General features: G+C 55.5%; 19 protein-coding genes and 1 pseudogene. 13 read left to right on the top strand and 7 right to left on the bottom strand.

Annotation, left to right across the window (positions count from 1 at the left end; all coding sequences use genetic code 11):
* Nucleotides 1–216, top strand: a 216-nt coding sequence (locus ASD02_RS39425; RefSeq protein WP_210178852.1) for a hypothetical protein, incomplete at its 5' end; no start/stop codon positions are given.
* A gap of 269 nt (nt 217–485) precedes the next feature.
* Here ASD02_RS39425 and ASD02_RS40010 read toward each other — a convergent pair.
* Entirely contained in the window at nt 486–1,052 is a 567-nt protein-coding gene (locus ASD02_RS40010) for a hypothetical protein (RefSeq protein ID WP_057221383.1), read from the bottom strand.
* An 815-nt stretch (nt 1,053–1,867) separates the two neighbouring features.
* The gene (locus tag ASD02_RS25985; protein ID WP_057221382.1) at nt 1,868–2,512 is read right to left on the bottom strand and encodes a DUF1353 domain-containing protein; all 645 of its coding nucleotides are present in this window, start codon (nt 2,510–2,512) and stop codon (nt 1,868–1,870) included.
* Between the two features lie 77 nt (nt 2,513–2,589).
* Here ASD02_RS25985 and ASD02_RS25980 point away from each other — a divergent pair, with 77 nt between their 5' ends.
* The 4 genes and pseudogenes from ASD02_RS25980 (at nt 2,590) to ASD02_RS25960 (ending at nt 6,957) form a co-directional block, all read left to right on the top strand.
* Entirely contained in the window at nt 2,590–3,807 is a 1,218-nt protein-coding gene (locus ASD02_RS25980) for a matrixin family metalloprotease (protein ID WP_057221381.1), read from the top strand.
* A gap of 417 nt (nt 3,808–4,224) precedes the next feature.
* Nucleotides 4,225–4,458: a DUF2188 domain-containing protein gene (locus tag ASD02_RS25975; RefSeq protein WP_057221380.1), complete on the top strand. Its 234-nt coding sequence runs from the start codon at nt 4,225–4,227 to the stop codon at nt 4,456–4,458.
* Nucleotides 4,459–4,557: 99 nt separating this feature from the next.
* Nucleotides 4,558–5,770, top strand: a pseudogene (locus ASD02_RS25965) (IS3 family transposase).
* A 791-nt stretch (nt 5,771–6,561) separates the two neighbouring features.
* Nucleotides 6,562–6,957 (top strand): helix-turn-helix transcriptional regulator, encoded by a 396-nt coding sequence (locus ASD02_RS25960; RefSeq protein ID WP_057221379.1) that lies wholly within the window; start codon nt 6,562–6,564, stop codon nt 6,955–6,957.
* Between the two features lie 360 nt (nt 6,958–7,317).
* On the opposite strand, the gene ASD02_RS25955 is transcribed toward ASD02_RS25960, so the two are convergent.
* Nucleotides 7,318–7,932, bottom strand: a complete 615-nt coding sequence (locus ASD02_RS25955; protein WP_057221378.1) for a hypothetical protein — start codon at nt 7,930–7,932, stop codon at nt 7,318–7,320.
* Between the two features lie 438 nt (nt 7,933–8,370).
* Between ASD02_RS25955 and ASD02_RS25950 the strand changes: the two genes are divergently transcribed.
* Together ASD02_RS25950 and ASD02_RS25945 are read left to right on the top strand one after the other, a co-directional pair.
* Nucleotides 8,371–8,760, top strand: coding sequence for a TIR domain-containing protein (locus tag ASD02_RS25950; RefSeq protein ID WP_057221377.1), 390 nt, complete (start codon nt 8,371–8,373; stop codon nt 8,758–8,760).
* Nucleotides 8,757–9,746: a caspase family protein gene (locus ASD02_RS25945; RefSeq protein ID WP_057221376.1), complete on the top strand. Its 990-nt coding sequence runs from the start codon at nt 8,757–8,759 to the stop codon at nt 9,744–9,746. The genes ASD02_RS25950 and ASD02_RS25945 overlap by 4 nt, the downstream gene beginning before the upstream one ends.
* A gap of 153 nt (nt 9,747–9,899) precedes the next feature.
* Here the strand turns inward: ASD02_RS25945 and ASD02_RS25940 are convergent, their stop codons facing one another.
* Nucleotides 9,900–10,400: a hypothetical protein gene (locus ASD02_RS25940; RefSeq protein ID WP_057221375.1), complete on the bottom strand. Its 501-nt coding sequence runs from the start codon at nt 10,398–10,400 to the stop codon at nt 9,900–9,902.
* Nucleotides 10,401–10,765: 365 nt separating this feature from the next.
* Here ASD02_RS25940 and ASD02_RS25935 point away from each other — a divergent pair, with 365 nt between their 5' ends.
* The 3 genes from ASD02_RS25935 (at nt 10,766) to ASD02_RS25925 (ending at nt 14,377) form a co-directional block, all read left to right on the top strand.
* On the top strand, nt 10,766–11,545 hold the full coding sequence (locus ASD02_RS25935; protein WP_057221374.1) for a metallophosphoesterase: 780 nt from the start codon (nt 10,766–10,768) through the stop codon (nt 11,543–11,545).
* Between the two features lie 312 nt (nt 11,546–11,857).
* Nucleotides 11,858–13,528, top strand: a complete 1,671-nt coding sequence (locus tag ASD02_RS25930) for a caspase family protein (RefSeq protein ID WP_057221373.1) — start codon at nt 11,858–11,860, stop codon at nt 13,526–13,528.
* A gap of 3 nt (nt 13,529–13,531) precedes the next feature.
* Entirely contained in the window at nt 13,532–14,377 is an 846-nt protein-coding gene (locus ASD02_RS25925; protein ID WP_057221372.1) for a hypothetical protein, read from the top strand.
* A 92-nt stretch (nt 14,378–14,469) separates the two neighbouring features.
* Here ASD02_RS25925 and ASD02_RS25920 read toward each other — a convergent pair whose 3' ends face one another.
* Nucleotides 14,470–16,257 (bottom strand): TIR domain-containing protein, encoded by a 1,788-nt coding sequence (locus tag ASD02_RS25920; protein ID WP_082555644.1) that lies wholly within the window; start codon nt 16,255–16,257, stop codon nt 14,470–14,472.
* Nucleotides 16,258–16,750: 493 nt separating this feature from the next.
* On the opposite strand from ASD02_RS25920, the gene ASD02_RS38560 reads away from it, so the two are divergent.
* From ASD02_RS38560 to ASD02_RS25905, 3 genes are all read left to right on the top strand, one after another.
* Complete coding sequence (locus ASD02_RS38560) at nt 16,751–17,647, top strand: hypothetical protein (RefSeq protein ID WP_156408469.1); 897 nt, start codon at nt 16,751–16,753, stop codon at nt 17,645–17,647.
* A 446-nt stretch (nt 17,648–18,093) separates the two neighbouring features.
* Entirely contained in the window at nt 18,094–18,822 is a 729-nt protein-coding gene (locus ASD02_RS25910; RefSeq protein ID WP_057221369.1) for a hypothetical protein, read from the top strand.
* An 11-nt stretch (nt 18,823–18,833) separates the two neighbouring features.
* The gene (locus ASD02_RS25905; protein ID WP_057221385.1) at nt 18,834–19,496 is read left to right on the top strand and encodes a hypothetical protein; all 663 of its coding nucleotides are present in this window, start codon (nt 18,834–18,836) and stop codon (nt 19,494–19,496) included.
* 359 nt (nt 19,497–19,855) lie between these two features.
* Here ASD02_RS25905 and ASD02_RS25900 read toward each other — a convergent pair whose 3' ends face one another.
* Nucleotides 19,856–20,557 (bottom strand): hypothetical protein, encoded by a 702-nt coding sequence (locus tag ASD02_RS25900; RefSeq protein ID WP_057221368.1) that lies wholly within the window; start codon nt 20,555–20,557, stop codon nt 19,856–19,858.
* The gene (locus ASD02_RS25895) at nt 20,554–21,492 is read right to left on the bottom strand and encodes a hypothetical protein (protein WP_156408468.1); all 939 of its coding nucleotides are present in this window, start codon (nt 21,490–21,492) and stop codon (nt 20,554–20,556) included. The genes ASD02_RS25900 and ASD02_RS25895 overlap by 4 nt, the downstream gene beginning before the upstream one ends.
* Nucleotides 21,493–21,641 lie beyond the last annotated feature (149 nt).

Below are 21,641 nucleotides of genomic sequence, written 5' to 3'. Positions count from 1 at the left end.
GGTCTTGCCAACTTCGCTGCCATTGCCCAACCGGGTGCGATCGACGGCCGTGTCCGGCTTGACCTCAGACTGGGCTGGATCACCTGCCCCCGCCGCGCCGCCAAGTCCCTGCGCGCCATTGCCAAGACCGCCGCTAGGTGGCGTCTCAGTCCCTGCTTCCTGTGCCTGCGCGACACCGACAAAGGCGGCAGACAAGTCAAAAGATCGCTCTTGTGACCCTGTCGACAAGACAAGCGAAACCGTGGCGGCCAAGGCCGCAAAACCGAGCAAATTGTGACGCATGGACTCCCTCGACAGAACGCCGAATCTCAAGAATAGAGCCGCAGGTTATGAGAGCAAAAAATCGAAATGCAACTGCATCTCTGATGAAATCCACGGCTGTGTTTATATTAGCAATGCAAGCTGTGGATAGGGACGGACCAGCGCGCGCTCGAAGTGCTCACATTCCGCAAATGTCGAAGCTGTCTCCACTCCGTACACGGCATTCAGACTCCGAGCACCGAAAGCGCCGACGGCGGACGCTGTACGGCTCCAGGCATCCGCAGCGGGGGCAATAAGGTTTTCCGCCATTGTCGGCCCAGCGAAAGTCTACACAGCCCATAGGCGTCGTCTTCGCTGAGCGACCAGACCTTCTCAGGATCGAGATCGCGTCCATCCGGACGCAACAGTGGATGCTGTCCGAAGCCTTCCTTCGGGTCAGGCCAGGCGCAGTCTGGATGGCCTTGAGAACCAGAATTTGAGCGAGCCGCCCTTTTTGGCCTTGCTCCATAATGCCGGACAGTGCATCGGCTTGCAAAGCCAAGTCGATCAAGGTGCACCAGGAACGCATCGATAAGGTAGTCGGCATAAACCAGTGTCATCGGCAACATCGCATCCTGGAAAAAATGATTGTCTATGTAGTCGCCGGGGTCCCACTGTTTGCGGGTTAGCGTTTCGTTCTTAGGTTCGACCCGATCGACCACCTTTTCGAACACGCGGTTGGCTATTTCGATGAGCGCAGTTCTCTCCGCCCCGGTTAAGGGCAGGGCTTCAATCACGGCATGGGACTCCATGTCGAGTTATCCTTCGAGGAATGGCGGGAACTTGTCGTCAGCACTTTCGGTCGCCAACCGATGCTGGTTCTTAGCTACGCGGCCCATCTCAAGACGCCAGGCGGCCGCTTTATGCTCACATGCGTGACGGTAAAGTACGATGTGTTGTCGAAAACGCAAAGCGTCATGCCGATTTGTCCACTGTTCCGAACCCCGAGATCGCCTGCGGTGGGACACCGACCGACGGCAACGCAAACGGCCTTATATTCCCATCCGCCCGGACCGAGCTCAATCCTCGCGGTCAACTCGGTGTTAAGACTGGTTTTGGTATCGGAGCAGATGCGGGCGGGCGTAAACCTGACAAGCGTCCTACCAAACTGACTCAATCCAGATCTGGGTTCACTCGAATTGGTTTAGCAGAATCGGACGATGCTGCTGCCGGTCCGACAGGCGAATTTGACGATGGAATACGCACGACATCCCATCACACGGAACTTCGCCAATCAGCCATCGCTTTGAACTGAAATGGCGTGGAGGACATTTCGTCCGGCGTACTGACGATAGGGCAAGATGCCCTCCACGGCCAAGCAAAGGAGTTCGGCAGGGTGAGGAAGATGACAGCGAAAATCGTGCCTGTGGATTTTTCCGGCCTCGCGAGTCTATGCTGAAACACGAACCCGGCACGGGCCATCGAACGAGATATCGCGTGGTCCCTTTCCCACGGAAACTGGCGGTGTATCTACCAAGACGATCTGGCGGCCGCTGAAATCGCCCTCATCGAGAGCCTTGAAGCCGAATTTCGCGGCGCAAGAGAATGACGACGAACGTGCAGGAAGCTATTGAACGAACCTCGGAATTCCAATTTCAAGATTTTGGATTGACAGGTTGAACTGCCGATCGGCGTCTTGCTCGATCTGCTCAATGCTGGGATCAGCTTCGGTGATTTTCTTCTTAAGCGCTTGGAACTCGATCTCGTCGAATTGAGGCGTATAGCGCTCTACGAAATAAGGTACGGCCGCACAGTCTTTGCAAACCGGCTTGTATTGGAACGCCCAACGGGGGCCAAAACGATAGACCGCAGCATACATGATCTTCGCCTGCGTAGAATTGACACCATTGGCCATCATCCCGTCGAAGAACATGCGGTGGACTTCCTTCCAGTCCTTCGACTTCATCTCGCAATAATAATCATGGGTAACGGACGCCTCCCGGTAGAGACCGGTCCAGGGGCTTCCGATAACGCTCCATAGGCTCCAAGGGATCGATGCTCCGTCAACGACCGTTCCGCCAGGCACCTTCCAGACCACGCCCTTCGCGTCTTCGAAGCTGAATTCTCCTAAAAGGGTGGCCGTTCGCCCGTCCCCTGCCAACCGCAGATCCAGCGGCGAAGAAAACCTGCCGTACTCGGGTCTTGGTTCAGCGTGGGCCGATGAGAAAAGTGACAACCAGGCGAATAGAACGATACCAAGCTTGCCCGTCATTTTAGTCCCCGACAACGACCGCGAGTGCTACTATAAATTTATAGTATATAATTTCTGCACCCACTCAAGGGACGGCGATGCAGCTTTTCACTGTGATATCGGTAATGTTTGCCATTTTGGGCTGCAGCGGTTTGCTTTCGGCGGCTGCGAAGGACTTAACGACGCTGCGGCAACTCAGTTTCGACTTTCGGGGCATACTGGTTGAAAACTGCTTCGGGGAGACCGTCAGGACGTCCTGGAGGGTCGGACTACAGCTGCTCCCATCTGCGAAATGCTCCGCAATGATTGTCGAAAGTACTGAGCCAGAACTAACCTGCGTCAACCAGTTGGAAGTCTTCGAGGTCGCCTTCGTCGGCGGCTCAGCATCGGTCCTCGCGGAAAGCGTGGCGGCGAACAAGGAAGGCGTGGTGTTCGTCGATACGTTCGAGCCATGGGCGCGCTCCGCCGGAGACATCGCCGGGGTGCAGTCGATCACCAAGCGCCGTGTCTGCCGCGATTTGGTACAGGCGGCAGCGCGTGTCCCCGCGAGCTATTGCACCGAAAGCAGGATGCTAGCCGTAAACTTCAACTTCGAGACCCCCCTGAATAACCGGATCCTCACCAATGGCTTCTCTTTTAAGATTGTCGAGAACGGGATTCCACCAGCTCGTTATAAGCGTGAAGAGTTCGCATCCGAGGTTCGCAATGGCTTCCAGGGAGCCTTGACGCAGTGGTCCGTAGCGCTTGCCGACAATGATGCACTACTGACCCCCGCGGTTCGCCACTTCGTCGCATCGCGCACGAGTAGGAGTGATGGCGGATACACAATGCTCCTGCCCCCTCAAGTCGTTCAAGTCCAATGCACCCAAAACGCGACCTTCATCATACGACTTGAGTTCAAGAACAGCCCGATCCTGCCGCAACGGCCACTTATGCTCGCGCGCGCGAAGATCGAAGGGCGGACGATCGCTTTAAATATGGCTCAATTCAAGTGCTACCGGTCGGAGATGAAGTTCGACGAGAAGTCCAATCTACGCTTTGAACTGGACGACGGTTGCTTCAACATGCTGCCGATCCTGACACACGAATTGGGCCACGCTTTTGGGATGAGCCACCATGATCCCGACCCTACAGTACACGCGATCATGGATCCTTCATTCTCCCGAGATGCCCTTTCACCTCGCCCTCGTGACGTTGTCAGCTTGGTGAGCGCACTTGAAAGAACCTTAACCGGCGCCACGCCGGGCGAGCTCGACTTTATGGAAAGCAACGGAGTTGCGCCGCCGGCGGGGGTGGTGGAATATCGTGAGCCATAGGTCTGATCGAGGCGCAAGCTTCACCGGAATTATGTACCAAATGCCGCAAGCGCCAGATTGTTATTCGCCCTTCCGAGCTTCTCTTACGAGCCGAGTGGCTTCTTCCACTATCTCGATCTCTGTGGATTCCGCATTGGGTCCGCCGAAACGGTGCTCTGAGGCTATTTCCAATGCAGCTTTCTCAAAACGGGTACGCGCGGCGGCGGCTTGGCGCTTCCTTTCTGGAGAATCTAATACGGTCTTGTCCGGCACCGTTCTTCCTCGCCCCTAACGAATTGCCCAATCGCCATCCTAACCAGTCTTGTAGCATTTGCTAGATAATTCCACGCTTCACATGACGGCCGACCGCCCGCCCCCCCTGCGCGACTCATCGTACGGTTGCAGATTCGGGCAATCGTCACCTTTGGGAAAGAATCAATGGCAAGAGCTCAATACGTGGTCGTCCTTCATGGCGGGCAATGGAAGATCAGCTTCAACGGCAAGCACTACGGGCCTTACGATACCCAAAAGGCTGCGATTAAAGAGGCCGTGGACACGGCGCATAAGGCGGGAAAAGACGGTCATGACGCGCAGGTGCTCGTGCACGGACAAGACAATAAGTTCCGGACTGAATGGACTTATGGCAACGACCCGTATCCGCCGAAGGGTTGACGCCGCCCTGCCGCCTGCCTGACGCACGATGAATTAGCCCCCGAAAGGCCCGGACATGCTCCACCACTTAGCTAAGTGGGTAGGAGTAATGTTGGTAATATGACTAGCAGCAATTTTAAGATGGAAGTCCTCTCCGGGCCGGAACGTCGGCGGCGCTGGAGCACGGCAGAGAAGCTGGCGATCATCCACGAGACCTATGAGGCGGACGCGACGGTGAGCATCGTCGCGCGTCGACACGGCATTCAGCCGAACCAGTTGTTCGCATGGCGCAAGCTGGCGTCTCAAGGGGCGCTGACGGCGACGGCCGCCGAGGAGGAGGTCGTTCCGGCTTCCGAATACCGGGCGCTTCAGGCCCAGGTGAAGGAGCTGCAACGCCTGTTGGGCAAGAAGACGATGGAGAGCGAAATCCTCAAGGAAGCCCTCGAAATCGCCGGCGGCCCAAAAAAACATCTGTTGCGCTCGCTCTCTCTTCCGAGGGGAATTTTGGAATGAAGACCGTCTGCGAAACTCTAGGTGTCGCCCGCTCGAATATCGCCGCGCGTGCCGCAGGCTCCCCTTCCAGAGCCAGAGGACGTCCACCACTCCCGGATCGGGAACTGGTGGAGGAAATCAAGGCCATCATCGCCGACATGCCCACCTACGGCTATCGGCGCGTTCATGCCATCCTGCGTCGGAATGCCCGGAAAGATGGGCGTTCGTGGCCCAATGCCAAGCGCGTCTACCGGGTGATGAAGCTGCACAATCTGCTGTTGGTGCGCCACACCGGAGCGGCCGATGATCGTCTCCACGACGGTCAGGTCGCCGTCGAGCGTTCGAACATCAGATGGTGCTCCGACGGCTTCGAGATCGGCTGCGACAACAAGGAGAAGGTCCGTGTCGCCTTCGCCCTCGACTGCTGCGACCGTGAAGCAATCGCCCATGTCGCCACCACCGAGGGCATCAAGAGCCAGGACGTGCAGGACCTCGTGATCACCGCCGTCGAGAACCGCTTCGGTCGCATCAACATGCTATCCGAGCCCATCGAATGGCTCACCGACAACGGCTCCTGCTTCATCGCCAGGGACACCGCATCCTTGCTCCGCGAGATCGGCATGGAACCTTGCACGACACCGGTGCGAAGCCCACAGTCGAACGGCATGGCCGAGGCGTTCGTCAAAACCTTCAAGCGCGATTACGTCTCGGTGAATCCAACCCCCGACGCTGAAACCGTCATCTGCCGTTCTGGTTCGAGCATTACAACAATCTTCACCCGCACAGTGCTTTAGGATACCAATCGCCGCGCGAGTTCATCAGCTCGCAATCTCAAACCTGAGCATGTCCGGTCTTTTGGGGGCAACTCCACCTGCCTGACGCACGAATGACAATGGATGCAAGGCGACAGCCAGTCGGCGCAGTCCGTACTACGCCGCGGGGCGAACGCCGGAATGATGTGGTCGAAGCAGGTCGCGGCGGTTGGAGGAAGATGAGCATCAGGCGAAACCAATGTACGTCGATAGAAACGGGTCACGCGCCCTTCAGGACGGGAATTCCGCTATCGTAGCGTGCGTCGCTTCTCGATAGCTGACCTACAGCATCTATCCGGGCCTATTTCTGCCTTGAAGAACCTTGCGTTTTTCTGGGTTGTCCAGAAGTGGATGCTTCGTCAGGTCTGCAGGTTGGGCATCGATCAATGCCAAAGGGCGATTCTTAAGGCATTCCCGGCGCTCGAGGTAAGCAGTTCTGAGCTCGTCATTCATATAATGAGGGAATCTGGACCCGGTCGGCGCAGGTGGCTCGCTTCAAAGCGCCGCGAGCCTCCGTCGGTACGGCTCGGCGCAACGAGCTGGTCGCGCGACGATACACCCCACTATACCAAAGAAGGACTGGCTCCACGCAATAACGGAGCTTGGGCCCTTCTTCTGTCGCGCGAACGCGCCCTGCCCGAAATTTCGTTAGGTTAATCCTGCAGTAGCGTTTTTCAGGCGCGGTACTTTACACCTCCACAGGAACCCACCAACGCACCCACCAACGCAAGCCGAACGACTTAGCACTTCTGGGAGTAGACACCGAACTCCACTGGTAGCAACTTCGCCAACCATCGCGACTCACATCGGAGGTGACATCATGACTAATCCCAAGTCCCCAAACGAAGTCGACGTAACCGTCGGCCGCAACGTCAAACGTATCCGAAACATGGTCGGCATGTCCCAGGAGACGCTGGGCGCGAAACTCGGGCTGACGTTCCAGCAGGTTCAGAAATACGAGAAGGGCACCAACCGGATTTCGGCAAGCAAGTTGGTTGCCATGTCCCAGGCGCTCGACTGCAGTATCGGCCAGCTCTTCGCCGACGTTGATGTGAGCACTAACACTGTGCCCCTCCCCAACGTCAGCGCCGCAGCACTGAAGCTGGCGGGCGAGTTCGACAAGATAACATCTGGTACTCAACGTGGTGCCGTCGCCAAGCTGGTCGAGTCGTTGGCGCGTGACGGCGGCACGCGTCCGACACTCGCGGAAGAATGAAAGCAGTCTCGGCCGGCGGTCCGGACATCTCGGGCTACCTGGTCAAAGATCAGGAGGTCGCAACAGACCTGATTGTGGTCAGCAGTGGTCGCTGGCCGCAAACAAGGTCCCATTAACGCGATTAGGCTAGTTTATTCGCTGCCTCAGGTTGGGAAGTACACATCCTTGGTGGCTCTCAAAGCAAAGCAGCTCCATAATGTTCGCGGGATCCAGCGCACGCCAGATATCGCCTGCCTTCAGGTCAGTGCGATCGGATGCTCCCGTTGAGAGGTCGCGTTCGGTCAGCAGGCAGAGAAAGCGCGTTTCGATGAGGCAGTTGGCGGTTTATACGCTTCACGACCCGCTAGGTCGCTCAGCAAATTACGCCGCAGCCTCATTGAGGTACAGCGAGACAATCACCGCATAGTCGTTAAAGGTAACTTCGTTCTCCGCGAGTTTCCTCGCCGCAAATATTTTTGGCAGCTGCGTGGTGAACTCAGTGAACTCCTGATGGAGGACGGCGCCACCTGCGATTACAAGCGCAGGCTCTTGCAGCCTAAGCCAAGCCGATAATTTTGTGATTAGAACTTTAATGTCTGCAGAGTGTTCATGCACATCCTGACCCGCAATATCGGAGATAAATTGACGATATCGATATTCGTGGCGGTCGAAAATGATGCACGATTTAGTGAGGTGACGCTTGCCTCCAAATCTCTTCGCGCCGAGGAACAGCCCGAGTTCCAACGGCATGTTGAAGCGAGGAAGCGGCGGATCGCCGTTTGTCTCTGTCCTCGATACATCATGCACGCCGAGGCCGCACTCCGAGATAATTCGACAGATCTTGTCGAGGCGGTTGTCAGCCCCGTTGTCGGCTTCCAGGCCGCACCTTGCGCGAAATCCGCACCGAATTATAGTGAACACGATCGCGTAGAAGAACTCTCTATAGTCCTCATCGAACGGGCAGTTTACGAATACATCGAGATTGGCTTGCGCCATGAAGTCTCGTGACCTCTAAACTTCTAAATCTGAGTTTTTACGGAGGGCTTTAATCGTGGCCGCCATTTCAGCCTGAGTGAAATGCGTTGCCTTATGCTTCGGGGATAAAATCCTCGTGCCATCCGATGCCGTACCCACTAAACGATATCCCTTCAGGTTGGCGTTGCGCCGTTTTGCCTGAATAGCGTTCTTCATACTGGTCGGGGTGCTGCGCTTTGCCATAGACCATATATGGCCTAGTTTGCCGTTATGGACAAGTGGTCACTCGGAAAGTGCGGGAGCCATTGGACCATCATCCAGACAGCCTCTCTTCCGCAGTCTGCTTGATGCTACAGCAGTAGCGAACATAAATGTGCACTTCCTGAATAGAAGACATAAACCCGGTTGCGCTTACGCAAACTTGTGATTGAATTCGCAATCTTTTGTGGAGCGCGCTAAATGGCCAAGACCAAGGTTTTTATCAGTTTCGATTACGATCACGACGAAATTCTCAAGAACTTCCTTGTGGGACAAGCAAAGCTGCCGGACAGCCCCTTCGAACTCGCTGACTGGTCGATCAAGGAAGCGATCGACGTGCGATGGAAAGACAAGGCCAGAACGCGGATACGCTCGGTTGACGTGGTGGCAGTAATCTGCGGAGAGCACACCAACACAGCCACGGGAGTTAGCGCAGAAGTCAAAATCGCGCAGGAAGAAGGAATGCCCTATTTCCTACTCAAGGGATACTCCCAGAAGACCTGCATCAAACCTCTGGCAGCTCTTTCCAGCGACAAAATCTATGCCTGGACTTGGGACAACCTGAAAATTCTGATCGGGGGCGGCCGATGAGTAAACGGGCCCTGATTGTCGGTATCGACGCCTATGAAAGCTCGCCACTTAGCGGGTGCGTGGCAGACGCAGCAGCGATGGCAACGTTGTTGGAAACCGATGGGAATGGCGACCCAAATTTCGGCGTCAAGTTAATCACCAGCGATGACATGGTCGTCTCGCGAAGCGTCCTTAACGAAGCCATTCCCGCACTCTTCCAAGGCGATGCGGACATGGCGCTGTTCTATTTCGCGGGACACGGCGTCATCAACCCGGACACCAACAGCGGTCACATAGTGGCGCAGGATGGCGAACCAGGCGCCCTCGGATATTCGCTATCTGATCTCCTCGGACTTGCGAACGGCGCCTACCCCAAAATCAAGTCGACTGTAGTCATCCTTGATAGCTGTCATTCAGGGTTTGCTGGTCAGGTAGCAGCCATAAGATCGGAAGTTTCCGTGATTGGCAGCGGCGTGACAATCCTGACCGCTTCTCCTCGCGATGGCACTGCTGAAGAGACGGGCGGACATGGCGTTTTCACATCCCTCCTCATTGACGGATTGCAAGGCGCAGCATCCGATATCTGCGGGCGTATAACACCCGCGGCTCTATATACCCACGTCGACCAAACACTGGGAGATTGGGCCCGGCGGCCGAACTACAAGGCGAATGTGCAGACGTTCGTCATCCTGCGGAAGGTACCACCCAAGGTTCCGCTGGACGCGTTGCGGAGATTGCCGGAGTACTTCCCCGACGCGACGATGACGTTTCGCCTCGATCCGACATTTGAACCGGAGCGAGGCGAGGAGGCGGAGCGCTTGAAGGACATCCCAGTCAATCCGGACCATGTTCGGATTTATCGAGAGCTCCAGGCATTCCACCGTCACGGGCTGATTGCGCCGGTTGACCATCCGCATATGTGGCATGCCGCGATCAATTCGACTGGCTGTCGCCTAACTGCGTCAGGAGCACATTACCGTCGCCTCGCGCTGTTAAAGCGGATTTGAGCTGGCTTCCTTAGGCGATGCGCAGGTTGCTCGACATATCACGACGCGCCAGCGACGCGTCGAGATGCTGGCAACGGGGCAAGTCTTCGGCGCTCCGAGTGGCCGATAGATCAGGCCCATCGTCGCAAGGCAGGCCGTTGCTCACTTGTTGGACTATCCTCTTCCGGCTGCGACTATGGGTTCAGGAGAGACAGTACGAAGAATTGGATTGAGAACTATCACGGGGATGTCCTGGTCCTTGCAGTACCTGACGATATCCGCTGTCCCCCCACGACCTTTCGCGTTCTCCTCATCCCAAACAGCGATCATCAAATCAGAATGCGTGGCGACGTAAATGCCAGCCGCCATAAAGCACTCTTCAGGATCCTCGGAGGACACAAGATCGATCCGTTCGGCATGACGCAGTATTTTCTGGTAGTTCGCTAAAGCCGCCGGCTTAAAAAAACGCTCGTAGCCGACAAGGGGTATTACGGCACGAACTTGTGCCCCGTGATCCAGCAAACATCCTGCAAAAACCTGGTCAGAGCCCGCGGCCAGCGAGGAGTAGCCGACCAAGGGTTCGTCCACGCTTGTGACAATTTGATCGATCTCGGATCTGACCCAGTTCCAGTCGATACCGTCGCGCTCTTGGTGGCCTGTAATACCCAATCTCATGCGGCTTTGATTTCTCACGACTACCCAAACAACATAGTCCCACTCTCGTGATGTTCAAGCGCCGGTCAGGTTTAGGCGCGAGAAGTGCCGCGCAGAGCGCCACGAAAGGGGTACACTCGGAAACACTGGATCTCCGATATGCGTCGGAAAACCGTTGCAATCGGCGTTGCCGATCGATGCCAATTTCGTGCCTTACTATCCTTCGCCGCACACCTCTGTCCATTTTTCGCCGGGAAAATTGCGGCTCCTGGCTGCTGCAAGGTCACGTTTACCTTCAGCCCTCATGCGCGACGAGACTTTCCTGCACCAAGTAAAGCATTTCGTCAGAACTCCTCGCTAGACCAAGTCCAGATGAGGGAACGACTATGGATGCAGTAGCGATTGGCGACATACACGGTCGGGCAGACCTGCTCGAGCGACTGCTTGAATACATATACGTGCACCTTCCGCGCTCACGGATCGTTTTCCTCGGCGACATCATCGACCGCGGCCCGGATTCTCGGCAAGCCATGAACCTTGTCGAACACGAGCTCCGACGTCAGCCTACGTCAGTTCTCATACAGGGCAACCACGAGGAACTTCTGCTCCGCTTTCTTGACAATGGCCCGGCGTATTCGCGTGGCTGGCGTTACAACGGCGGCGACGCCACCGTCGCCTCGTACGGGCTTCAGGGTTACGAATACGAGGACGACGAAGGGTACGGTCACTTCACAGACGAACTGGCGACCCGATTTATCGAAGAGCATCCCACCCACGTGGCCATCCTTCGGAAGGCGCTGCCCTGCCTACAAACTGAAGACCACTTCTTCGTTCATGCCGGGATCGTTCCAGGGGTATCACTGGATGAGCAGGACCCCTACATCATGCGCTGGAAAAGTCGGCCGCTTGTTTCCCATACTGGGCATCTTCCGAAGATCGTAGTTCACGGCCACCACATCACCGAAAGTCACCGCCCCGAGGTCTTTAAGTCACGCGTTGGCCTCGACACGGGCGCATACTACAGCAACAAGTTGACGGCGATGCTGGTGCCCGATACCGGGGCAGCGCCTATTTTTCTCGTGTCGTCGGGTGCCAAGGATGAAGTTTACGCCGTGAAGGAGGTCCAACCCCGCGTACTGAGCGACAAACACTTGGTTGCGGTATGAGTACTCGTGCCTGACGCCAGTGCGTGCGCGAGAATGCTCAGCTTGTTCTTTTTGACACGTACTCCAAGTAGCCGCGGCTTGCGTTCTGGGCACCTTGCACAGGATGTGGAACGTTGCGCGCCCGGTCCCAAAACCTTGTCCCCTAGCGTTTGCGGTGCGATGGACCCTTGCGGCGATTTTGGAGCGCCGTCAAACGTTTAGTTGCGCTTCGAAACTGGACAAGGTGCATGAATCATCGCAACGTGCCCCTCGAAACGAGGACGACTAAAGAAACGCGTCCCGAAATACCGTCAGCGATTAAAGGGGGCGAGCGTGGGGGTGAATTACTGCCTCTCGATCGGAGTTCGAAAGAGTGGCAAGCTCCCGGAGCTTCCGAGTGCTGTCCCCGACGCCCAGAAGTTCGCTGCCTGGGCTGAAGCATGTCGGGACAAATATCGTACCACTCTTCTTACAGACGAACATGAGCCGGTGACGATCGCCGGGATCAAAGCAGTCATTCGGGCCATCGTTGAGGAGTTCCCTCAGCGTCTAATCATCTATTACTCTGGTCACGGCATCTATAGCCAGGTTGGTGATCAGTGGCTCTTGAGCGAATTCGATCGCGATGGGAATGAGGCAGTGAACCTCACCCCGTCGATGCGAAACGCGAGGCGGCTGGGCATCGGTCAAGTAGCTATATTCTCCGATGCGTGCCGTTCCTCGATTGCGACTGCCGGGCTAGTCGACGGCAGCAACATATTCCCGTTACCGACGACCGGGAAAGCGCCTGTGGCACCCTTTGACGAGTTCTTTTCCACAGACCTCGGCCGACCTGCGCAAGAAATAGACGGCGATGGGTCCGCCGGCTATGGCATCTTCACCAAGTGCCTCCTTGAGGCGCTCTCGGGGCTAGACCCCGGCGCCGCCGAAGTGCGAGACGAGAAGCTGGTGGTTTCATCGGAGGCTCTCGCGACGCGCTTGGAGAAAAGAGTACCCTATGAGAGCGGCCTAATCTCTAACGCGGCGGTGCAGTACCCGTCCATCACCCCCAGCTGGCGGCGTCCTAACGATACCTACGCGGAACTCCGACGATCGACCGCGACTAAGACGCGAGGCGGATTTTTGTCGCTTGGGGTCGGCCACAAAGATCCAGAGGTAATGCTGCAGGAGGCTATGGCGCGCCAGCGCGTTTCCGCTGGGAGGGCGGACCGTGAAGAGTTAATCGAGGAACGTACTCGAGCATTTGCGTTGGCAAACAAGATGAACGCTCCTGCGGACATCTTGCAGGGTTTTAGGGTGATAGGGCAGGATGTCCGAAGGATCGTCCCGGAGGATGTCGCTAGCAAAAGCGAGAATAACCCTTCTTACTTCAACATCATTAGTAACGCCACAACCGTCGCAGTCCAGACTGTAGACAATCAATGGATTGGGCTGCCCATCTTCCCATACTTTGTAGCGACTGTAGTGGTCGGTGAAGAAGGGGTGGAAAACATCAGCTATGCCCCAAGCAAATCTTTGGGCCGTTGGTCCGACCCCAAAGTCCAAGACGTCATTTCCGAATGGAACGCACTACTCAGCGTCGAACGCACGCCGGACCGCGGCAGACTGGGTAAGTTCGCCGACAGAATGCGCCATTTCAAACACGACAATCCCGCATTGGGGATACTCGCCGCTTACGCGTACGAGCGCGCGGGCATGATTGACGAACTGGCAAGCGTCGCCTGGTATCTGGCAAACAGGAACCAGTTCGTGCCTTACGATCTGATTTTGCTACTCGAAGCGTACGGTGAAAGCCGCCAGCTCATCGAGAGTATAGGCGAGACCGACGAATACAAGGTTATTGGCAAGTTCCCAATGCTGACTCGCGGTTGGTCGATGATCGATTACAGCGAAGCAAAAGAAACCTCGCACCTGCTCAATCTGCGGCGTGGCCTTCGCAATAGCGTTTGGACGAGTTTTGATGCCCGGGCCGGGAAACGGCTCGCAACGATTATCGGAGATTGATTGATGCGTTTAGTATTTGTGCACGGCATGCGCCAGGAGGGCAAAGAACCCTCGTCGCTTCTGTCGGAATGGAGCGACGCACTGTTCAAGGCGTGGAAAAAGTTGGACCTGCATGCGTTGAATGTGCGCCCGGAGATGCCGTTCTATGGCGACGAGCTGGATCGTTTGACACAAGAGGGCGGGTCCGCGCTCACAATTCGCCTACGCGGCGGCGAGGGTTTGGACCCTGACGAAGCTGATCTCCTCAAAGAGATCGCGGCGGCCAATGGAATTTCCGAAAGCGATGTCAGGCGCGAGGCGGGCGTCCAAGTACTAGAACGCGGGCCGTTAAACTGGGATGCGACACAAGCGCTGGTACGTCTCCTGGAGACTAAGGTCCCCGCGTTCGGGCGATTTGGACTCAAGTTCGTGGTGCAGGTGAACGCATACTTGCGCCGCCCGAACGTGACGGAGGCAGTTGATGGAATAGTGGCTCCCTTCCTCGCAGGCGACCCTGCTGTCGTCGTCGGTCATTCACTGGGAAGCGTGGTTTCATATCGCTTGCTTACCAGACTCGGCACCCCAAATGTGCCGCTGTTCATGACTCTAGGCTCTCCCTTGGGGTTCGGCACCGTTAAGGAATACCTGAAACCACCGAAGCTAGCGCGTCCCGGGCAGGTCGGCGCGTGGATCAACGGCACGGACGATCGGGACTACGTGGCCACCTTTTCGTCATTGGATGCGAAAACATTCTGCGACGGCATTGAGAATTGGATTGATATCAAGAACCGGCAAGAAGACGCCCACTCGATCGTCGACTATCTCTCAAACGAGAAGGTGGCTCGCAGCCTCCACGACGCGCTAAAATAGACATTTGTTGGGAAGGGCTGGCCGACGAAGACGAAGAAAAGCGATCAATGGCAGCCCTTTTTCACTCGTTTCGCTGGTAAAGAAGGGTCGATCTATGACGCAGATACTGTGCCCGGCTTTCCAGGCGGGGACAGTGCCTCGCGTGAAGTCGCAATGAACTCAGTGACTGTAAAGCTCAAAGGTGGCTCGCTACTCGGACGCAAGTCCCACCATCTTTCAACGACAGCGAGCTCTTCTCGACCGAGAAGCATGTAATTGTTCCGCCCTGAGGCACCCCAACTCGTCGCCTTTTCCAACAGCGACGTACGAAACCGTATCCAATCATCATGCTCTGTGACGACGTTAAACAACGCTGACCAATGATCGCCGCGCTCGATCAGAAAAGGCTCAGCAGCGGGCAGGAACTGTATAGCAGCTAGCTCCTGCGGAATTTCATCTGGATCGGTTTCCACCAATCTGACAGGCACGATGCGCTTCTGGAAACCGATAGCCTGATGCAGTTCCCAAGTGCATGTTTCAGACTTGGCGGAGTCAGGGCTGATAAACCACAGAACAACGTCGCAGGATCGGATAGCGAAAGACAGTTGCTGCTGCCACTGGCGGCCATGGGGTAAGACCCGCGTATCTATCAATGGCACCAATCCGACCTCTTCCAATCGGTCGGCGATCGCCTTGACAACACTTTCGTCCCTTCGCGAATAGCTGAAGAACACACGGAGCCGGCGAGCTTCGCTTACAGGCGCTGAATAGCCTGGTCGCCTTCCCGCCATGAGCGACGTCCAAATCATCCCGACAACGATGTAACTTGAAATTAGGTTAGCTGCAGAAAACGAGATGAGATCGGATACACTGAGTATTGGCAATATAACCAAAACCATCTCAGATGGCGGCAACATAATTTTGATATACTCTTTTGCCGATCCAACACTACCTGTCTTATAGTAACCAAAGACCAGCAATATCGCCGCCTTCACTAAAAATAGTACTGTGACTGCTACAAACAATAGAGCCGCACCATCGCCGATTGACTCTAAGTTCAAATTCCATCCGAGAAAAAATAAGAACAGACCGGCAAAAATACCAACGATCGGTTCGATAAACTTAATGATGTCGATGTTGTATGGCGACCTTCCTAGCGAAACTCCTGCTACGAGGAATAACATCTGCGGCGACACGCCGACGAGATGCGCAAAAAACAGTATCGCCAGCATGGAAGCGATGACTATCGCCAACAGAAGATCCTTATTATCCGTACCGACGGCATATGGTGTTATTGATCCGATCAATCCGTAAAAAATAATGATTATCAAAGCGATTGAAAACATCAGCACTGTCGCATCCCGAAGCACGTCTTCTAACTTAATCTCCTGACCAGAGAGATAATTCGAGAATATGAACAAGGATGAAAATATAAATAGCTGGAATATCAAAGAGAAAATCGCGAATTGACCGCCAGTACTCTTCATATTCTTAGATATATCCTGCGATTGGAAAGCTACCAACTGCGAGGAAAAGGCCATTGCCATGGAAACAGCGACGGTGGCTTTCATCGAGAACATGTCTACTGAGTATATTATTATAAAATATATCACCGAGATCGCGGCAAATGAGGCGAAGGCAGCGGAAGCGAACCTCTTGGAATTCCTGATCAGAAATACGGGATCGACTCTAATCCCCACCGAGAATAGCAGCATCAGAACGCCGACTTCGGCGAAATCTAGGAACTCTTCTCCTTCGACCACTATTCCTAAGACAGGCCCAGCTAGAATTCCGGCTGCAAGATATCCAACAACATTTGGTAATCTAAAATAGGTTGTCACCGATAGACACGCAGCTATCGAAAGAAAGCAATAAAGTATGGTTGTCAGCGCACCTTGCATTAAAAATTGTCTTCGACCTAATGACACCTTGGGGACGTCCGAAACCTAGCGTTGTTCGCCATACTAAGCAAATCGATGCGGCCCGTGCCATCGAGTTACTCAAAAGCGCGGAAGTCGGAGACCGGAAAACCGCCACTCCAGGGTAGCTTTAAATGGTCCTGAAAGCCTTTCGAGTGCGCTTTCCGTCACCGTTGGCACCCCGGTGAGGCGGCGCTCGGCCTACTGCATCGGTGTGCACCGGCGGACCGGGCAACCGCTCCCATCGACGCTTTCCCTATGAAAACCGTTCGCGAGACTGTCAGGCTCGTTGGCGCTCACCGCCCCCTCCCACTCCTCGGTGGAGGGCGCCGCATACTTATAAATACAATAACGCTCCAGCGCCTGACCCGGTTGAGGGCCTCATGCCCAAGCGCGTATTCGAGGCTCTGAGCGGCCCGCTATTTTATTGGAACGCAGTCTGCTAATATACCATTGGTAGAAAGCGGGGGCTTTTATGGACGAGTCGCCTTTTTCGAAACCTTCGCCCGATGCGAAAGCGCGGCCAGGGTTGATTGATAAACTAACCGGGCATGCCGCGAAGCTTACACTTCTGGTGGCAGCGTTGGTAGGGCTGATGACTGCCGCTTTGAGCGGCATACCTCGAGTAGCGCAGGAGTGGGAAAAAGCTCACTGCTCCTTTTTTGATTGTTCCGCTGTCGTCGATACAAAACGTCCCGGCCCTGAGCCAACTGATACTGCTGAGGCTGCGAGCCCGACTAGCGGCTCATCGATAAAGCCTGCTACCCAAACCGCATCTTCTGATCTTCCCGATGCCACCGCGGAACCAATTACGCCAGCTACACAGAGTCCCCAGACTCTTCCTGAACTGGTGGCGGCCATCGACGATAACGATGGCGACTCACAGCAGAAAGCAAAGTATCAGCTGCAGGCCCGCCACCTCGTGGCCGATCAGTTTTCGTTTGGGACCCTGAATATCCGCTTCGCCTCGAGTGTGGAGCGCTGGACAGGACGGATTGGGTTTATTTCCTACGAGCCGGAGACCAACGTCCTTAAATTGGAGCAAACAAAGAAGATCGAAGAAAACTACACGGGCTCCTGGACGTTCGAATACGAATGGGTCGCCACAGTAAAAATCGACCTGGATGGCGTGCGCCATCTTTACTACGATGAAGCACAGGGGGAGAATTTCTGGATCAAATGCGGCGGCGGGAGAAATGCATGTATACAGTACTTTGTGACGGTGGAGGACTGTAGCGGGAAATGCAGAACGCCAAGTGACGGGATCATGGAATTCCGGTTTATTGACGATGCCTCGCGCGCGAGGGCGCTGAGAGATACCTTTTCATACCTCATATACGACATAGGCCAAGCAGAGCGCGCGCCTCGGTAGAGGGCGCCGGTACCAGGCTTTGGCGATCTTTAGGTTTGAGGCTGCAACATCTCTTTCGAGGCTCTGAAGACGACCTGAACAACGTCGAGTACTCCAAACCCCTTTTTATCGGACGATGCCGTGCGCATCTGATGGCGTTCGACAGGTCAATCGTCCCTACCCCATCTTCGGTGCATTAGTAAAACGAACGACGGTCAGGAAGTTATCGAACGAATCTGGGGACGCCAATTTCAAGGTTTTAGATCGACAGGTTGAACTGCTGATCGGCGTTTTGCTCGATCTGCTCGATGCTTGGATCAGTTTCGCGCCCCGAACTCGATCTCCGCATGTGCCCCCTGCAAGAGCTCGCCCGCGCACGCGCAAGACGTGCTTCCGTCTCGCAACCCCCACTTGTCTTTGGTGCGCGGTTGCGTCAACTGTGGCATGAGCAACTGACCGGGGAATCAATGTTACAGGCGATTGTCAGTGGAAAGGCGGGCCGGCTGCCCGCGAGCGACGACACCATCAGCTGGCGGTCAGCCTTCCGCATGTCGGAGGATCTGCTTACCGCTTCGGTGTTCGGTCGCCTTGCCTACTTCAGCGGCCCCGTTTTGTGGCGGATTCTCAGGCGGACCTTTGGCCCTACGCTGCCGGATTTCAGTGTGGCCGAGCTCGATGACATCAGCTTCTGGCCAACCTGGGATGAAAGCGGGGAAATTAACGGCACCGTCGAACCTGACGTGTTCCTCGACTTCAAACTCGGCGACCCCGCAATTTCCATGCGGTTGATCGTAGAGGCGAAGTTCGGCACCTACCCTACGCAATATGCAGACCAATGGGTTCGGCAGTGGACGGCATACCGCGAAACCAATGGCGACGAGGGGAACAGGGTTGTCTTGGCCGCCATCGGAGGGCTGGGCAAAAATGTCGAGGCTACCGTGGAGAAAATCGTTGGGGAAATCGCTGCGTCAGGTCACGATATCTTAGTGGTCGCCGCCGGATGGGATCGTCTGCTGACCGCGATCGAAGAAGAACGGGCTAGGCCGATGGATCGGTCGGCGACCCGCGTTCTCGACGACATTGTAACCGCCCTCGGCCTAGCCGGCTATCAACACCTTCGGCTTCTGGGGGAGCTGCCCTATAGCACCCGCCCCTGGAACCCGATCACGAGCGTTTCGCTCAGAGATTTCAAATGAAGGTTGCGCCAATGTCCCTCGATGAACGCACCTTGTCGGCGTCTCTTGTCGATGTCCGTCATGCATATCGTCTCCTTTGGGATTTCCAGAGGAGGTGTCTGGACACGCTGAAACACGTGGCTCAGCAGTTCCCCGAAAGGCAGTTTTACCAGTGGCAGAACAACGTCGTCGGTGCTGTTCCGCCTGCGAGATCCGATCCCATGGACAGTTGGGCGTGGTCGTTCCTGCCTTGCTACAACATGTCGGTCCTCTACGCTCGTGGCGGCGACGGACGCGCCCATCCCAAGGTCGGTGATTGGCTGCTTGAAGTCAGGATCGTCACCGATACGGGTTGGGACCTCGCCGACCAGCGCATCGAACCGGACCCTTCACGGTTCATTTCCGTCGAGAGCGCCGACAGCAAATTGTCGATTATCGCTTTCAAATGCGTTGCAGATGTCGATCCCAATGACAATTGGTTCCATCACGTATGGGGGAATGCCTCCTGGCCAGAGGACGAGGTCGATCAGGACGGCGATGGTATCAGGTATTTAGCCGAGGACCCGCTCGTCGCCTGCCAACTCGACATTCCCTTGTCTAGCTTGACAACGAAGGATGCAGTCAGAGCATTTTGTGATCGCGCTAAACAAGCGATTTCAGACAAGCTGTTGATCCGGCTTGAAGCGGTCCGGTGATGCAGCTTCGGACAGAACTTGCTCGAACCGGCCGGGCGCGCCGGCGTCTTAGACAGTGTTCCTCAACAATGCGAGATCGGGAATATGTCTCGGTCGGGATGTACCGTTGCCCGTCATCAGTCGCTTCCCGACCGCGGCCACTTACTACGGCGAACAGCTGAGCGTTCTGGGTATGCCCCACCGGGTTGCTAACAATCTTGCGCCGACGCTACTGCTGCTCCCGATCATAAACGCGAGTAGCGTTCGCTCGATCGGTTTTCTCTTATTGCCAAACGTCCACATGCGCATGATCGGAACCAGACGCTCGAACCTCTGATCTGAGCCGGCGTAGGCGCAGGCGGCGCTATGGGTTCGCCCTCTTAAATCTCGAAGGTGCTGTTGTTCCCAAATGCCTGGTTGCGACGGATTTCGATAGCTTCCTTAACGTTTTGCGGGATGAAGCTTCCAGGAACCCTCGTCCTGGGAAATCCGGCTCGTAACACCGGATGGCCACCCACTCCCGGGACGCTAAAACCGTCCTGATCGAGGTCTAGGTCAGTGTCGATCGTTTCCCAGAACAAGTGATGTGATGGGCTGAGTTCTGCCGATAGGTTCTCCTCAGCATCATGGTGGCTGAACGCAGCCACAACCCAGTTCCGTTGCCCCTCAAACCCACGATCGAAGAGCATATGTGTCGCCATGGCCTTGAGCCGGGTAGTCGATCCAATGTTCGCGCTGGCAAATACCAAATCGTATGGCTCGTCCGGTATCGGGTCGTGATATGCTTGGTAGATCGGGCACACCTCTATGAGAGGCTCTTGCGCCAGCTTCTCGTACTGAGGCCACAGGCAAGAAAAGGTCACTTTCCCATTAAGGGCTAATTGAGTTCGAACCCCGGAAGCGAAAGTGTCGAAGTCATCGACCGCACTTACTACATGATACCGTCTTCCCGGTTCATAAAGACTGGAGATCCTTTCAGCGAGAAAGGACCCGAGATTGTACAAGCCGGAACGAAAATCGATCGATGAGGACAACCTTGAACGCACGCAGGCGATGTCTTCCGAGAGGTCTTTCATATTCATTCCGGGCGCTCCACGCGGACCGAACCGATGTCCGCCACTGCTCGCTCCAATTGACCAGGTTCACCACTTGATAGGTTCGCTGCCCAATCCGCGAGTGCAAAAACTTTGTTCTCGTCAGACGGTAACAGGAATGTCTGCAAGAAACCGAACGCTTCAAAGTGAAGTATGCGTCCCGATATCTTGATTACGCACCCCTTGAACTTTTCTCGGAGGGAGTCTTCCAAGGCCGCATACCTGTCACAGTGGTTCAGACGGGACAGGTAATCAAAGGGCCGTTTGGCCGCACCCGCCAGGAAAGCGACAAAGGATACCTTTCCTTCAGCTTTCCAAAGCTCATACATCAATGCTCGGTACGCGGTTTCTTGCTCGCCGTAGCCGGAGCTTCCTGTGAGCTGTTCCATAGCTTCATAGAAATCGGGATGTTCGTAAACGTACTGTGTGTAGGTCTTGGAATAACGGAAGATCGAGGCCTGGCTGTTCGGGAGACCTTCTTTGTCCAATCGGTCGCGAAGCCACTCAAGAGTACGTTCTGAGCCATTAACGAGCCGGTATGTCGTGGCATTTTTGTGAACAACGTCCAGCCGTCGCTGAACTTTAAAATCAAAGACGATCTCGTTCCAATCTATTTGGCCCTTCTTGAGCTGTATGAGGATTTCTCCCAAGACTCCTCGAATTTGCAAGTCATCGACGTAGGCATCGGGGTTCTGATCGAAGTAAAACTTCTCGAGGTCTTCGATCTTTATCCCGCTCCTAAACTGCGACAGCTGCAATGCAAGCTCGAGGACGATAACATGAAGTGTATAGGCAATCTCGTAATCGCGGCCGTCTCTGAATGCCGCTCCACCCGTCGCCTTGTTTTTCAGCCTTTCGAAAAGATAACTTCCGCCGAGGCGCTCGATGATCCACCGATGAAAACGGGCCACTTTGATATCCATGTTGTCAAACCCGCTCCGCACTAGCCCCGCAGGGTTGCAAAACCGTTTACATTCTGTCCACGTGTTTGAGATCAGCGCCGGGCTTGCACAATACTCCTCGATCCAGAAGCCAGACAAGATCCGCAAGATCACCGGACATCTCGCGCAAC

This window comes from Ensifer sp. Root1252 (genome assembly GCF_001425885.1).
In the GTDB taxonomy this organism is placed as follows: Bacteria; Pseudomonadota; Alphaproteobacteria; order Rhizobiales; family Rhizobiaceae; genus Ensifer; species Ensifer canadensis.
The sequence above is the reverse complement of the archived record's forward strand: the minus strand, read 5'-3'. Positions and strand labels throughout refer to the sequence as shown.

Bases quoted from the DNA above. Each gene is read 5' to 3' on its own strand.
- ASD02_RS25910 (WP_057221369.1), top strand. From the start codon at position 18,094: ATGTTACAGGCGATTGTCAGTGGAAAGGCGGGCCGGCTGCCCGCGAGC.
- ASD02_RS25945 (WP_057221376.1), top strand. From the start codon at position 8,757: ATGAGTAAACGGGCCCTGATTGTCGGTATCGACGCCTATGAAAGCTCG.
- ASD02_RS25905 (WP_057221385.1), top strand. From the start codon at position 18,834: ATGTCCCTCGATGAACGCACCTTGTCGGCGTCTCTTGTCGATGTCCGT.
- ASD02_RS25925 (WP_057221372.1), top strand. From the start codon at position 13,532: ATGCGTTTAGTATTTGTGCACGGCATGCGCCAGGAGGGCAAAGAACCC.
- ASD02_RS25975 (WP_057221380.1), top strand. From the start codon at position 4,225: ATGGCAAGAGCTCAATACGTGGTCGTCCTTCATGGCGGGCAATGGAAG.
- ASD02_RS25950 (WP_057221377.1), top strand. From the start codon at position 8,371: ATGGCCAAGACCAAGGTTTTTATCAGTTTCGATTACGATCACGACGAA.
- ASD02_RS25980 (WP_057221381.1), top strand. From the start codon at position 2,590: ATGCAGCTTTTCACTGTGATATCGGTAATGTTTGCCATTTTGGGCTGC.
- ASD02_RS25920 (WP_082555644.1), bottom strand. From the start codon at position 16,257: ATGCAAGGTGCGCTGACAACCATACTTTATTGCTTTCTTTCGATAGCT.
- ASD02_RS25895 (WP_156408468.1), bottom strand. From the start codon at position 21,492: ATGGATATCAAAGTGGCCCGTTTTCATCGGTGGATCATCGAGCGCCTC.
- ASD02_RS25985 (WP_057221382.1), bottom strand. From the start codon at position 2,512: ATGACGGGCAAGCTTGGTATCGTTCTATTCGCCTGGTTGTCACTTTTC.
- ASD02_RS25940 (WP_057221375.1), bottom strand. From the start codon at position 10,400: ATGAGATTGGGTATTACAGGCCACCAAGAGCGCGACGGTATCGACTGG.
- ASD02_RS25900 (WP_057221368.1), bottom strand. From the start codon at position 20,557: ATGAATATGAAAGACCTCTCGGAAGACATCGCCTGCGTGCGTTCAAGG.
- ASD02_RS25935 (WP_057221374.1), top strand. From the start codon at position 10,766: ATGGATGCAGTAGCGATTGGCGACATACACGGTCGGGCAGACCTGCTC.
- ASD02_RS40010 (WP_057221383.1), bottom strand. From the start codon at position 1,052: ATGGAGTCCCATGCCGTGATTGAAGCCCTGCCCTTAACCGGGGCGGAG.
- ASD02_RS38560 (WP_156408469.1), top strand. From the start codon at position 16,751: ATGGACGAGTCGCCTTTTTCGAAACCTTCGCCCGATGCGAAAGCGCGG.
- ASD02_RS25955 (WP_057221378.1), bottom strand. From the start codon at position 7,932: ATGGCGCAAGCCAATCTCGATGTATTCGTAAACTGCCCGTTCGATGAG.
- ASD02_RS25960 (WP_057221379.1), top strand. From the start codon at position 6,562: ATGACTAATCCCAAGTCCCCAAACGAAGTCGACGTAACCGTCGGCCGC.